Genomic DNA, 12,809 nt, shown 5'->3' on the forward strand with positions numbered 1-12,809 from the left:
CCATGATCGGTCGTCGCCGCGGTTTCACGCTGATCGAGCTGCTGGTCGTCATCGCCATCATCGCCGTCCTGATCGGGCTGCTGCTCCCGTCGGTGCAGGCGGCGCGCGAGGCGGCCCGGCGGATGCAGTGCACCAACAACCTGAAGCAGATCGGCCTGGGCCTCCACGGGTTCAACGACACCTTCGGCAAGCTGCCGGCGGGCAACCTGAGCTGCGACAACTTCGAGATCGGGATGCGGTGGGGCTGGATCCCCCGGATCTCCCCGTTCATCGAGCAGGGGAACCTGGCCAACGCGTTCAACTTCTCGATCGCGTCGTGGCAGGGGGACAACTTCCAGCACCTCCAGAAGAAGTGGCCCCTGTTCCTCTGCCCGTCCGACCCCTTCGTCGACGACCTCCGCGAGGAGGAGATGTTCGCCGCCCCCACCTGGCTGGTCTCGCAGGCGGACTACGCGGCGTGCATCGGCGACTACAAGAACTCCGGCGGCGTGGGCGTGACGCCCGACTACGGCAACGTCTCCTGCACCACCCCGGTGCGCGGGGCGATGGGCCGGTTCGCCTGGGCCGCCCGCCTGTCCGACATCCCCGACGGCCTGTCCAACACGTTCCTGGTCGGCGAATGCGTCGGCCGGACCTCGATCGTGGTCAACTGGGGCGTCCAGAGCTTCGCGACCACCGCGTACCCGATCAACTACCGCAACCGCTCGCTGGTCGACAACCCCCCCAGCCAGGCCAACCCCCGCTGGGACGAGTCGATCGGCTTCCGGAGCTTCCACCCCGGCGGGGCCAACTTCCTGCTGGGCGACGGCTCGGTGCGGTTCGTCAAGGACGGGATCGCCGGGGCCACCTATCGGGCGCTCGCCTCGCGCGAGGGGGCCGAGGTCTTCTCCAACGACTGACCGGGCCGGTCGGATCGGCCGCGACTTTCCCAAAGCCCCTTCGCAGGTGAATCCGTGATCTCGTCCCGGACCCGACCGTCCCGCCTCGTGGTGGCCTCCTGCCTCGCCCCGATCCTCGCCCTGGCCGGGTGCGGCCCCGCCCATCCCGGCCTGGCGAAGGTCGCCGGCACCGTCACCCTGGACGGCAAGCCGCTGCCCCGGGGCACGATCGTCTTCGAAGCCCCGGACGAACGCCCGGCCATCGGCCAGATCGAGGGCGGTTCGATCGCGGAGGTCACGACCTACGAGCCCGGCGACGGCGCCCCTCAGGGGCGCGTCAAGGTCGCGATCACCGCCAACGAGGACCCCCCGGCCGGCGGCTCCGCCGAGGTCGCCAACCCCGGCGACCGCAAGAAGATGCCCGCCAACTACATGTCGGGCAAGTCCCTGATCCCGGGCCGCTACAACGACCCGGGCACCTCGGGGCTGTCCGCCGAGATCAAGCCGGGCGAGAACACCGTCCGCTTCGACCTGTCGTCGCGGCCCTGAGATCGGGGGCGGCCCGCCGGGCCCTCCTCCATCCCCGGGCCGGGATGTGGTGGAAGTCACATCGACGTGCGGGTATCTTGATCGGGCCGGTCCTCCGGAGGCCCCTCGCACCGCGATCGGCCCGGGGATGGCGCGATCCCGATCGAAAGGCCCACGTCGATGGCATGGCCCTCCCCCCGCACCGCGGCGGCCCTGGTCGCATTCGGCCTGCTCTCCAACGCCGCCCTGGGCGTCGCACCGCCCGCGGACGGGCCGCCCCCGGCCGTCCGATCCGTCGGCAAGCCCCCGACCGAGGCGGAATGCCTCGCGGTCGGCGAGGCGATCACCAAGGCCATCGACGAAGGCGACATCGCCGCATTCGACCGGGCGTTCGACTGGGACGCGGTCTACCAGAGCACCACCGGCGGCGTCGAGGCCGCGGAATCGTTCCGCAAGGGCTTCGTCGAGGGGATCGAGCAGGCGAGGCGCGCCAACAAGGGGCTCTCGGCGAGCATCATCCAGGCCGTCCAGAAGGGGGGCACCTACTCCCTGCTCCGCTACCACACCAAGGAGAAGGGCCCCCGCCTCCTGTTCCGCCTCCTGAGCCCCGAGGCGGGCGTGAACTACCACGACCTGCCCCTGGCCCGCCGGGCCGACGGATCGGTCCGGGTCGTCGACGCCTACATCTACCTGAGCGGCGAGATGATCTCGCAGACCATGCGGCGCCTCTACATCCAGGGCGTGGCCAAGGCCTCGGGCGGGATCCTCAACCGCCTGACCGGCGAGGATCAGCGGTTCCTGAAGGCGATCGGCAAGATCTCCGAGATGAACGAGGGGCTCCGCAACGGCAAGTTCGCCGAGGTGCTGGCGACCTACAAGGGCCTGGACCCCGACTTCCAGAAGGACCGGAGCATCCTGCTGATCCGCCTCCAGGCGGCCCAAGGCCTCGGCGACGACGCCGAATACGGGCTATCGATCGAGGACTACCGCACCGCCTACCCCAAGGATGCCTGCATCGACATCCTCTCGATCGATTACTACACGTTGAAGAAGGAGTGGCCCGAGGCCCTCGCCTGCATCGAACGGCTCGACAAGGCGGTGCTCGGCGACCCCTACCTCCAGGTCATGCGGGCGGGCGTCCGCACCGAGCAGGGGGACTTCGCCGCCGCCCGCGCCGACCTCGACAAGGCCGAGGCCGCCGAGCCCGACCTGATCCAGTCCTACTGGACCCGGATCAGCATCGCCCTCAAGCAGAAGGACTATGACGAGACCCTCCGGGTCCTCCGCCTGATCCGCGACCGCTTCCAGGCCGAGTTCGCCGACCTGGCCACGGTCCCCGACTACAAGGGATTCACCGAGTCCCCCCAGTACCAGCAGTGGCTCAAGGACCTCAAGGGCGACCTCGGCAAGGACAAGGAGTAGACACCGGCGATGGACTGGAACGTGCGCCCCGGAATCGGGCTCGGCGACCTCCGCTTCGGCTCGTCCCGCGATGCCGTGGCCGGACGGCTGGGCGACCCGGATGACATCGACGAGGATCTCGACGGCCCCGACCCGCATGTCGCCTGGGAATACGAGAACCTGGGCCTGACCGCCTATTTCGACGGGGGCGAAGATTTTCGCCTCTCGTCGCTCAAGATCGAATCCGAGGACGCGGAACTGTGCGGCCATCGCCTGGTCGGGCAGCCGGAAGCCCTGGTCCGGGCGATCCTCGGCGGGCTGGACCTCGGCCGCTCCGAATTCGAGCTGCTGGAGTTCGCCGACCACCCGACCCTCGGGTGGCTCCGCTACGACGAGCAGGGCCTGGGCTTCTGGTTCCAGGACGGCCGGCTGGACGCGATCGACTGGGGGCCCCTGATCGGCCCGGACGACGACTTCCTCTGGCCCGGCGATGCGGGCTGACGCGAGGGCGTGGGCCCGGGCGATCGCCAGCCTCGAAAGGTCGGGTTTCCCGAAGGCCTGCGGAGGGGACGAGGGATGAATCCGGACCAACTGGGCGACATCGCGGGCCGGGTCGGCCGCCTCGAATCCACGGTCCAGGTGCTGGCGGTCCTGCTGGTCGCGGCCTCGATCGCCCTCGTCCTGGTCGCCCTCCGGGTATTCCGCGGGCGGGTCGTCCTGGGTGGCCGGGCCGGCGGCGGTCGGCTGATCCTCGGCATGGACGGGGCGGGCCATCCCGAGATCGTCCTCCGGGGTCGCGATTCCCGGTCGAGCCTGACGCTGGGGTTCGCCCCGGACGGCCACCCCCGGCTCGGGGTGAGCGATCGTTCGGGGGTCGTCCGCTTCTCGCTGGATTCCCGCGAGGCGGGGCCGCGCCTGACCCTGATGAATGAGCAGGGCGAACCCCGGATGATGGCCGGCTTCGATTCGGATCAGGTCCCGGGGATGACGATCCTCGACGAGGAGGGAAAGAGCCGGATCGACCTCAGCCTGGACGAATCCGGGAGGCCCTACCTGGTGGTGTTCGACGGCGCCGTGACCAGGCGGCTCGCCCTGGGGGTCGCCCCGTCCGGCGCCCCGGCCCTGGTCTTCTTCGACGGGGCGGGCGAGGAGCGGATCGGTGTCGGATTCGATGCCGACGGCGAGCCGTTCCTGCACGTCCTCGATGCGGAGGGAGGCCTCGTCCATCGAGTTCCCCCGCAAGCCGGAGGGGCCGGCGAGGCGTGAATCGGGCCCGTGGGCCGAGATGCTGGATGAGGGCGCCGACCGATGTGGATCCTGGCATGCAGCGGCCCGAATGCGCCCGCGACGATCGGGCGGAACATCGCCTACTCCCAGGCCCAGGCGGTGGCCGTCGGCGTCCTCACGCTGATCTCGATCGCCATCTGGATCCGATCCCACCGCCGCATCCGCTATACCGCGTCCTGCCTGCTGATCCTCTCCTTCCACCCGGCTTGGACGATGAGCGCGATTCATGGCGATTGCGGTCACGGCATGGTGGCAGCCTCCGTGTGGGCGTCGATACTGGGCCTGGCGGCGATCATCCTGCAGGCGCGATATGCCCGGCGAGTGCGACGGGCGAGGCGGGGGCCGATCCGGTAGAATGCCGGGGATTGCCCCGGTTCGCCGGCGTCGCCGGCAATGGACCGGCGATGCCGCTCGACTCGCATGAGGAAGGTATATCTGCCATGAAAAGATCTTTGAGTATCGCCGCCATCGCCGTCGCCCTTGCCAGCCCATGCCCGGCCGCCGAGCAGGAAGGGTCCAAGGCACCCCGGCCGGAGATCGTGTCGGCCTCGGAATGGGGCTCCAAGCCCCAACCGATCCCGGACGCGCGCAAGCACACGCCGAAGTACGTGACGATCCACCATGCCGGCGTGCTCTGGAAGGCCCAGGTCACGCCCGACGCGTTCGTGCGCAACATGCAGGGCTGGGGGCGGCGGGACAAGGGCTGGCCCGACCTGGCCTACCACTTCCTGATCGCCCCCGACGGGAAGATCTACGAGGGCCGATCGCTGGACTACGAGCCCGAGTCCAACACCAAGTATCCTCTGGCGGGGAACATCGGCGTCGAGATGATGGGCAACTTCGAGCAGCAGCGGCCCGACCCCCGGCAGATCGCCTCGTGCGTCAAGCTCACGGCCTGGCTCTGCGACCGGTACGGGATCGATAATGCTTTGGTACGCGGCCACAAGGACGCCGCCTCGGGGCAGACGACCTGCCCCGGCAAGGACTTCGAGCGTTACCTCAAGGACGGCCAGTTCCGCCGGTGGGTCGAGGAAACCCGCGCCGGGAAGGCCCCCGAGATCGACCCCGGCCCGCCCCTGCCCGGCGGTCCGACCGAGATGATCCCGTCCGCCGCCCCGCCCAAATAAGGGCCGACCGGGCTCGCCCGGCGGGCCGACCCGGGCCGGCTCCGCGAGCACCCGGTCGTTTCGGAGTCGGCCCGCACCCTCGCTTTTACCACCAGGATGCCTGATAGTGCCGCCGCATCCGGGCGTGAAAGGCTGCATCCTGGAGGTATTCATGTCGAGTCGGGGTCGCGCCTGATCGTTCGTGCCGATGACACGGATCCGATTCCGGGAGCGGGACCTCCCCATAACGGGGCAGGCAGCCCCCCCTGAAGGAAGACGGATTGGAAGCTCGGCTGGTCGAAATCCCCTCCATCATGCTGTGGTATTTGATACACCGCTTCCTGAGGTCGTGTCGTTGCTTCTCGTGGATCGCCCCGAGGGAGACGCCCACCGCCGCGACCAGAGTCATCATCCGCCGCACCGTGAATCGCACGCGGGGCAACCTCATGGCCGGATCTCCCGGGGCAGGGGGTCAACGATCGCAACGGGCCAGCCGTGGCGGAATGTCATCCGCCCGAAGCATCAGGGTCTCGTCCCGACCGATGAAGGTCAGGTGATATTCTTGTGCCGGAGCCGGTCCGTCGGCGGGGCGAGGGGGATCGGTTCCACTCGCCGCCGGGGGGCGGCCTGTTGCGGCACCTGCGGCGGCAAGTCGGGGAAATTTTTCGGGAGGGTGTCGTAGAAATCCTTCGGCAGGAGGGTGTCGAAGAGATCCGGCGGGACATCCAGGGGCGGAGGCAGGGGCCCCAACGCTTCGAACGGCCGCTCCAACCCGTCCAGGAACCTCTTCTCCATCGCCCGCTGGCCCTCGGCCCCTTTGAGGAACCACTCTTTCAACCGTGGATTCGTCATCTTCGCGGCGCTGGCTTCCATCTGCCGACGCGACTCGGCCGCCCGGGCGGCCATGTCGCGCAACCAGGCCCGCCGCTGCTCCGCCTTGCGTTCCTGATCCTCGCGGAACTTCGCATCGCCGCCCGGCCTGTCCTTCGGGCCGACCGGCTTCCTGGCCTCGGGAGCGATCCATTCATCCCGCCGGTCCCGATCCACGGCGCCGGCGACGGCATCCGCCCCGACGCCTGCGATCGCGACGCAGAGGGCCATCCCGAAGAGACGAGTGCGGCGGCCCGAGCGGCCACCTTCCGGCGTGTTCATGGCCCCTCCCGAAACGATCCAACCGACGGCCCGCCCCGGGCGGCCCCCTTGAAAGATCCCCCGGCCCGGAACATCGACCGCCGGGAGCATCGAATCTCGTTTGTGTATCAAAGATGACTGGGTGTCGCAACATGTTTAACGCCCAGAGAACTGCCTCCCGGCCGGACGACCACGCCCATCGGGGGTAATCGTCGGCACGGACCGGGCGAACCGTCGGCCCGGATCCGATCGCGCCGGGGTGCGGCAGGCCCGGCGATGGTCGTCGGCCCGGGCGGCCCAGGTGATGTCCTGCGGGCGTGCCCATCGGCCAACCCGGGCCGATCGCCGGGAAAGATGGGGTCGCCGAGAGCCGAGGATCGCCGAGACTCTTGCATGCCTCCCCGGGCGGCATGACACAATGGTCGTCCGGCCCGCGCGGGCGGGGCCATCGAATCATCGACGGGGGAGGGGGCTGGATGAACGCTCGCGTGATCGCCGGGTGGGGGATGGCCGTCGTGATAAGCCTGAAGATCGGGGGGCCGTCCCGGGCGCAGCAGCCCCCCGGCGCGGCAAGGGCGGTGACGCTCGGGGCGATCTTCGGCGATCGCATGGTCATCCAGCGCGACCGGCCGATCCGGGTCTGGGGGGAGGCCGCCCCCGGGTCCGTGGTGGCGGTGCGGGTCGGACCCCGCGAGGGCGGGGCGACAGCCGGGGACGACGGGCGGTGGGAGGCGGTCCTAGATCCCCTCCCGGCCGGCGGGCCGCACGCCGTCCGGGCGTCGGTGGGCGGGGCGACAGCCGAGGCCGCCGACGTGCTGGTGGGCGACGTGTGGATCGCATCCGGCCAGTCGAACATGCAGATGAACCTCAAGGATTGCGACGGCGGGCCGGCCGCCGCCGAGGCCCTCGCGAAGATCCCCCGGCTCCGCCTGGCCTCGGTCGGCCGCAAGGCGAGCGCGTCGCCGGAGACGCGGGCCGACATCCGGTGGAACGGGGCTACGCCCGAGGTCAGTCTCGGATTCTCGGGGGTCGCGGCCTTCTTCGCCGCTTCGTTGCAGGCCGACCCGGCCCTGGACGGGGTGCCGCTGGGGATCATCGACAGCTCGTTCGGCGGGTCGGCCTGCGAGGCGTGGGTCCCGCGCGAGGCTTTGGCCGGGTTCGATCCCAAGGACCTCAAAATGTCGATGTTCGGGGCGGGTCCGTCGGGATTCTACAACGCCATGATCGCCCCGCTGGGCCGGGCCCCGATCCGCGGGGTCGTCTGGTATCAGGGGGAGAGCAACGCCGATCGGCCGGGGCTCTATCCCCGTCTCCTCGGGGCGCTGATCGGCTCGTGGCGCGAGCGGTTCGACACGCCGGACCTGCCGTTCGTGGTCGTCCAGTTGCCGGACTGGGCGCCGGGCTCGGCCGGGTATTCGTGGGCCTGGCTCCGGGAGGCCCAGGCGGAGGCCGTCCGGGCGACGCCCCACGCCTCGCTGGCGGTCGGGCTGCACACCACCGACGGGTTCGACCTCCACCCCCGGGAGAAGGCCGAGATCGGCCGCCGCGCCGCCCTGTGTGCCCTGCGCGACGCCTATGGCCGCCCGGTCGTCGCCGGCGGGCCGGCCTTCAAGGCGGCTCGGCCGGACGGGAACGCGCTCCGGGTCGAGTTCGCCGCGACCGGCGGCCTGGTCGCGCGGGGAGGCGATCCGGTCCGGGGCTTCGCCGTGGCCGGGGCCGACGGCCGGTATGCCTACGCCGACGCCGCCATCGACGGTGCCTCGGTGATCCTCCGGAGCGGCGAGGTGCCCGAGCCCCGGACGGTGCGATACGCCTGGGCGGGGGTGCCGGACGCCAACCTGTCGGACGCCTCCGGCCTGCCCGCGGCCCCGTTCCGGACCGACGCCCTGGCCCCGCCCGACGTGGACGTCCAGCCGAAGCCGCGGGCCCGGCAGGTCCGGATGAAGGCGTATGAGGCGACCGTCGAGGGGAACGGCTCGGTGACCAGCCTGGGCGTGGGGGGCAAGCAGTTCCTGTCCAACGCCCTGGGCGGGTCCGGCGGGACGAGCGTCCCGGGCTGGCTCGGCCCCCGGGAACTGGCCACGATCTGCGAGCCGGGGCCGGGCCGGGTCGAATGCAGCGACGGCGAGGTCGTCGTCCTGCTGGAGTTCGCCGAGGCCGGCATGGAGTGGACGATCGCGAACCGGACGGCGAACTCGATCAAGTTCCGCATCGCCCTGACGCCGCAGGTGGCCGTGGCGGGCGAGCTCGGGTCGGGGCCGCTGACGCTCTCGCGGGGCCCGGCCGCCCTGGTCGTGGACGGCGTGGAGTCGGTCAACAAGACCGACGAGGGGCCGGTCCTGGAACGATCGGTGGCGGGCCGGTCGTCGCAGAAGCTGACCCTTCGGGTCGTCGATCCATCGAAACATCCTTGAGCCTGCCTCTCTACAACGGCACGCCCGGCGATGCGACGTCCTGTTCGGGCCCTAACTTCCACGGCAAGATGAATTGCGGATATCCCGGCAAGACGTCCGAGCTGACGTGGTCATTCTCGGGCCATCGCGGCGATCAGGACATCGACCTGTTCGCCCGCAAGTACCCCAGCGATGCCCCCAACGCCGCCCTGACCTCGCGCGAGGCGGCGTTCTCGGGCGAGCGGATCATCCTGTTCCAGGACGCGAATCAGACGATCCTGATCGATCCGCCCGCGTCGCCGGGAGGAAATCCTCGGGTGTGCCCTTTGATTTTGGTAATCGCCTTGGCGGTCCTGGGTGGCTGTGGTTGGCTTGCCAACCACGGCGCCGGCGCCCACGATCCCGAGATGATGGCCCGCGAGGCACCGGGTCGCGGATCTTCCATGCCGGCCGACGATGGCCGAGGAGGGCTCGTCGGCGCCGTGGTTGGCAAGCCAACCACAGCCACCCGAAGACCACGTCGCCAAAATCAAAAGGCACACCCAAATCCTCCATTCATGAATTGAAGGCTTGCAAACATTCCGGGGCGTCGTAGACTCGACCATCCTTCCCTCCACACATCCCGGGATGCCCGCAAGCTCGGCCCGACCGGCGACCCCGGTTGGGCGGCTGCCGGTCCCCCGCATCGGCCGCCTTCGCGGAGGTCTCCATGCCGATCGTGCCGGGGCGTCGTCGCGGTTTCACGCTGATCGAGCTGCTGGTGGTGATCGCGATCATCGCCGTGCTGATCGCCCTGCTGCTGCCGGCCGTGCAGGCGGCGCGCGAGGCGGCCCGGCGGATCCAGTGCACCAACAACCTGAAGCAATTCGGGCTCGCCCTGCACAACTACCACGACATCCACGGCCGATTCCCCAACGGCGGGCTGGGCCGCGACCCCGCCAGCGCCAACTATGGCGGCGTCATCTTTCGCCAGCCCTTCTGCGTGGCCGTCCTGCCGTTCATCGAGCAGGGGGTCGTCTACGCGGCCTACAACACCAACCTCATCTTCAGCACCGCCGATAACTCGACGACCCGGATGACCCTGATCAGCGTCTGGAATTGCCCCTCCGACTCGTCCCAGGTCTTCACGGGCGCCGGCGCCTCCGCCCCCAGCGACTACAAGGGGAATTACGGGGTCAACTGGGGCCCCGACGTCTACCTCAACCCGCTGCCGGGACTGGGCGTCTTCTACCTCGCGTACGGGGCGGGATTCGGCGAGATCCCCGACGGGACCAGCAATACCCTCGCGCTGATGGAGATGCTCCAGACACCCAGCCAGGTCGCCGGCCAGCTCGATCGCCGGGGCCGGATCTGGAGCGACGACACGGGCTGCTACCAGATCACCGCCCGGCTGACGCCCAACAGCAAGCAGCCCGACAACGGGGCCTGCGGCAACGACCCGGCCCGCAATTACCCGTGCGTCACCGCGACGGCCACCGCCGCCCAGCCCCAGAATTACATGGGAAGCCGGAGCCGCCACCCGGGCGGCGTCAACAGCCTGCTCTGCGACGGCTCGGTCCGGTTCTTCAAGGACTCGATCGCGGCCGCCACCTGGCGGGCGCTCAGCACCCGCAACGGCAGCGAGGTGATCTCGGCCGACAGCTACTGACGAAGCCCGCTCACATCATGCTCACGGGGTCGACGTCCACGGCCAGCTCGACCCCCGACGGGGGCGGGTACTGCGGCAGGACCGCGTGGATCAGGTCCTGGAGCGGGCGCGGGGACGGGCAGCGCAGGCGGAGGTGGAACCGATACAGGTCGCGGATCTTCTCCACCGGGGCGGCGAACGGCGTGGTCATGTGCACCACCGACGGCGCCTCCGCGCGGAGGGCATCGGCCAGGGTTTCCAGGTAGATCCGGACGGCCCGCGCGTCGGCACCCCGGGCGATCAGCCGGACCATCCGGCCGAACGGCGGGAGTCCGGCCTTCTGGCGGGCCTCCAGCTCCTCGGACACGAAGCCGAGGTAGTCGTGATGCTGGGCGTGGGCGATGGCCGGCACGGTCGGGCAGAAGGTCTGCACCAGCACCCGCCCGGGACGCTCGCCGCGGCCGGTCCGGCCGGCCACCTGGGCCACGATCTGGAAGGTCCTTTCGGCGGCCCGGAAGTCCTCCAGGTGCAAGGCCGTGTCGGCGTCGACCACGCCGACCAGCGTGACGTTGGGGAAGTCCAGCCCCTTGGCGATCATCTGGGTGCCCAGCAGGATCCGCGTCTCCCCGTTGCGGAACGCGGCCAGCGCCTGCTCGTGGCTGCCGTGGCCGCGCATCGTGTCCGAGTCCATCCGCTTGGTGGCGTGGTCCGGGAACGCGGCGCGGACCTCACGCTCCAGCCGCTCGGTGCCGATCCCGCCGTAGTACAGCAGCTTCCGGCAGCTCGGGCAGTACTGGAGCTTCTCGGTCTCGGCGTCGCAGAGGTGGCAGACCAGCCGCTGCCGGGAGCGGTGGAACGTGAGGCTCGAATCGCACGACTTGCACTTGAGGATGTCGCGGCAGCCGGGGTTCACGCACACGGCATAGGTGTGGAATCCCCGGCGGTTGAGCAGCAGGATGACCTGGCCGCCGTCGTCGAGTGCCGAGGCCATCGCCGACTTGAGCGGGGTGGACAGGGCCACGCCGATCGGCTTCTCGTAACGCATGTCGATGAGTTCGACCTCGGGCATCGGCCGCGAGGCGACGCGCTCGGTCAGGGCGATCCGGGTGTAGCGGCCGGTGCGGGCGTTGTTCCAGGTCTCCAGGGCGGGCGTGGCCGAGCCCAGGATGATCGGCACGCCTTCCAGCTTCGCCCGCATCATGGCCACGTCCCGGGCGTGGTAACGCGGGACGACCTCCTGCTTGAACGAGCTTTCGTGCTCCTCGTCGATCACGATCAGCCCGAGGCGGCGGGCCGGGGCGAACACCGCCGACCGGGCGCCGACGACGACCTGGATCTCGCCCGAGGCGATGCTCCGCCAGTGCCGGTGCCGCTCCCCTTCGCTCAGGTGGCTGTGCAGGACCGCGACCCGGTCGAACCGGCGGCGGAACCGGCGGATCGTCTGCGGGGTGAGGCTGATCTCCGGGACCAGCACGATCGCCTCGCGGTCCCGGGCCACGACCCGGTCGATCGCGTCGAGGTAGACCTCGGTCTTGCCCGACCCGGTCACGCCGTGGAGCAAAAACGGGGCGAACACGCCGGGCGTGTCCAGGCTCGGGCCCAGCATCTCCAGGGCCTTGGCCTGCTCGGCGGTGGGCTCCGGGGCGGGGCGGCGGGCGAAGTCGGGATCGTCGTCCGGGGCGGCGGGCGCCGCGCCCATCCGCCGCTTGACCGAGTGGATCAGGCCGTTCTGGCGGAGCGTGGTCACCGGGCCGGGGCCGACCTTGGCCCGGCGGCAGACGTCGGACAGCGTCAGCGGGACGTCCGACCGGGCCAGGATCTCGATGATCTCCGCCTGCTTGGCGGTCAGGCGGAGCGACCCGTCGGCCTTCTTCGCCAGGGTCGATTCCGGCACGGTCAGGCAGGTCCAGACCCGCGTCCCCGCCTGCTTCTTCACCCCGGCCGGCACGGCGGCGTCCAGCGCCTGGCCCCAGGCGCACGTATAATAGGAGGCGATCCAGCGTGTCAGGTCCAGCATCCGCGCGTCGATCAGGGGCGGGTCGTCCAGGGCCTCGATCACGTCCTTGACCCGGGCCGGGTTGACCTCGGCCGACTCGTCCACGCTGACGCAGTAGCCGGTCACCGGCTTGTTGCCCCGGCCCAGCGGGACCGTGACCCTCTGGCCGGGCACGACCTGCGCGCGGAGCCGCTCGGGGATCCGGTAGGAATAGACCGCGTCCATCGGCCGGTTGAAGACCACCCCGGCGAACGGCCCCTCGACGATCTCGCCGCCGGCATCGTCGGCCTCGGGGTCAGGCCCCGCGAACAGGGCCGGCTGGATCGTCCCTTTGCCGTTGACAAGTCGCATCGGCCCGTCCTATCGTCACCTCGGGAACCCCGCCCCATTCTAAACGCTTGTCCATCCGGAGGCGACCTCGATTTCCGGGGCGGGGGAGAGGGCGGTCGGGGTCGCGGCGAT

12 protein-coding genes are annotated in these 12,809 nt (G+C 70.2%); 10 read left to right on the top strand and 2 right to left on the bottom strand.

All coding sequences use genetic code 11. The features are described 5' to 3' along the window. Positions 1-2 precede the first annotated feature (2 nt). The 7 genes from TA3x_RS09235 (at position 3) to TA3x_RS09265 (ending at position 5,221) form a co-directional block, all read left to right on the top strand. Positions 3-899, top strand: coding sequence for a DUF1559 domain-containing protein (locus TA3x_RS09235; RefSeq protein WP_435020471.1), 897 nt, complete (start codon positions 3-5; stop codon positions 897-899). 54 nt (positions 900-953) lie between these two features. Continuing rightward, a complete protein-coding gene (locus TA3x_RS09240) occupies positions 954-1,427 on the top strand; it encodes a hypothetical protein (RefSeq protein ID WP_435020473.1) in 474 nt (157 codons plus the stop codon). A 159-nt stretch (positions 1,428-1,586) separates the two neighbouring features. Continuing rightward, complete coding sequence (locus TA3x_RS09245) at positions 1,587-2,828, top strand: tetratricopeptide repeat protein (RefSeq protein ID WP_435020475.1); 1,242 nt, start codon at positions 1,587-1,589, stop codon at positions 2,826-2,828. Positions 2,829-2,837: 9 nt separating this feature from the next. Further along, positions 2,838-3,308 carry a hypothetical protein gene (locus TA3x_RS09250; protein ID WP_435020477.1) on the top strand — a complete coding sequence of 157 codons (471 nt, stop codon included), beginning with the start codon at positions 2,838-2,840 and terminating at the stop codon, positions 3,306-3,308. Between the two features lie 75 nt (positions 3,309-3,383). Beyond that, a complete protein-coding gene (locus TA3x_RS09255) occupies positions 3,384-4,073 on the top strand; it encodes a hypothetical protein (RefSeq protein ID WP_435020479.1) in 690 nt (229 codons plus the stop codon). Positions 4,074-4,115: 42 nt separating this feature from the next. Beyond that, on the top strand, positions 4,116-4,448 hold the full coding sequence (locus TA3x_RS09260; protein ID WP_435020481.1) for a hypothetical protein: 333 nt from the start codon (positions 4,116-4,118) through the stop codon (positions 4,446-4,448). A gap of 86 nt (positions 4,449-4,534) precedes the next feature. Beyond that, entirely contained in the window at positions 4,535-5,221 is a 687-nt protein-coding gene (locus tag TA3x_RS09265) for a peptidoglycan recognition protein family protein (RefSeq protein WP_435020483.1), read from the top strand. Positions 5,222-5,749: 528 nt separating this feature from the next. Here TA3x_RS09265 and TA3x_RS09270 read toward each other — a convergent pair. Next, the gene (locus TA3x_RS09270; protein ID WP_435020485.1) at positions 5,750-6,352 is read right to left on the bottom strand and encodes a hypothetical protein; all 603 of its coding nucleotides are present in this window, start codon (positions 6,350-6,352) and stop codon (positions 5,750-5,752) included. 455 nt (positions 6,353-6,807) lie between these two features. Here TA3x_RS09270 and TA3x_RS09275 point away from each other — a divergent pair, with 455 nt between their 5' ends. The 3 genes from TA3x_RS09275 to TA3x_RS09285 all read left to right on the top strand — a co-directional run bounded on the left by TA3x_RS09275 (position 6,808) and on the right by TA3x_RS09285 (position 10,372). After that, the gene (locus TA3x_RS09275) at positions 6,808-8,745 is read left to right on the top strand and encodes a sialate O-acetylesterase (RefSeq protein WP_435020487.1); all 1,938 of its coding nucleotides are present in this window, start codon (positions 6,808-6,810) and stop codon (positions 8,743-8,745) included. After that, positions 8,742-9,290, top strand: a complete 549-nt coding sequence (locus TA3x_RS09280; protein ID WP_435020489.1) for a hypothetical protein — start codon at positions 8,742-8,744, stop codon at positions 9,288-9,290. Before TA3x_RS09275 ends, TA3x_RS09280 begins: the two co-directional genes overlap by 4 nt. Before the next feature lie 143 nt (positions 9,291-9,433). After that, positions 9,434-10,372, top strand: coding sequence for a DUF1559 domain-containing protein (locus tag TA3x_RS09285; RefSeq protein WP_435020491.1), 939 nt, complete (start codon positions 9,434-9,436; stop codon positions 10,370-10,372). Positions 10,373-10,382: 10 nt separating this feature from the next. On the opposite strand, the gene priA is transcribed toward TA3x_RS09285, so the two are convergent. After that, on the bottom strand, positions 10,383-12,698 hold the full coding sequence (gene priA, locus TA3x_RS09290) for a replication restart helicase PriA (RefSeq protein ID WP_435020493.1): 2,316 nt from the start codon (positions 12,696-12,698) through the stop codon (positions 10,383-10,385). Positions 12,699-12,809 lie beyond the last annotated feature (111 nt).

The sequence above is a fragment of the Tundrisphaera macrotermitis genome, from assembly GCF_051175315.1.
Classification (GTDB): Bacteria; Planctomycetota; Planctomycetia; order Isosphaerales; family Isosphaeraceae; genus Tundrisphaera.

What these genes read in the sequence shown, in the direction of transcription:
- TA3x_RS09235 (WP_435020471.1), top strand. Translation starts at nt 3, where the DNA reads ATGATCGGTCGTCGCCGCGGTTTCACGCTGATCGAGCTGCTGGTCGTC.
- TA3x_RS09245 (WP_435020475.1), top strand. Translation starts at nt 1,587, where the DNA reads ATGGCATGGCCCTCCCCCCGCACCGCGGCGGCCCTGGTCGCATTCGGC.
- TA3x_RS09250 (WP_435020477.1), top strand. Translation starts at nt 2,838, where the DNA reads ATGGACTGGAACGTGCGCCCCGGAATCGGGCTCGGCGACCTCCGCTTC.
- TA3x_RS09255 (WP_435020479.1), top strand. Translation starts at nt 3,384, where the DNA reads ATGAATCCGGACCAACTGGGCGACATCGCGGGCCGGGTCGGCCGCCTC.
- TA3x_RS09260 (WP_435020481.1), top strand. Translation starts at nt 4,116, where the DNA reads ATGTGGATCCTGGCATGCAGCGGCCCGAATGCGCCCGCGACGATCGGG.
- TA3x_RS09265 (WP_435020483.1), top strand. Translation starts at nt 4,535, where the DNA reads ATGAAAAGATCTTTGAGTATCGCCGCCATCGCCGTCGCCCTTGCCAGC.
- TA3x_RS09270 (WP_435020485.1), bottom strand. Translation starts at nt 6,352, where the DNA reads ATGAACACGCCGGAAGGTGGCCGCTCGGGCCGCCGCACTCGTCTCTTC.
- TA3x_RS09275 (WP_435020487.1), top strand. Translation starts at nt 6,808, where the DNA reads ATGAACGCTCGCGTGATCGCCGGGTGGGGGATGGCCGTCGTGATAAGC.
- TA3x_RS09285 (WP_435020491.1), top strand. Translation starts at nt 9,434, where the DNA reads ATGCCGATCGTGCCGGGGCGTCGTCGCGGTTTCACGCTGATCGAGCTG.
- priA (WP_435020493.1), bottom strand. Translation starts at nt 12,698, where the DNA reads ATGCGACTTGTCAACGGCAAAGGGACGATCCAGCCGGCCCTGTTCGCG.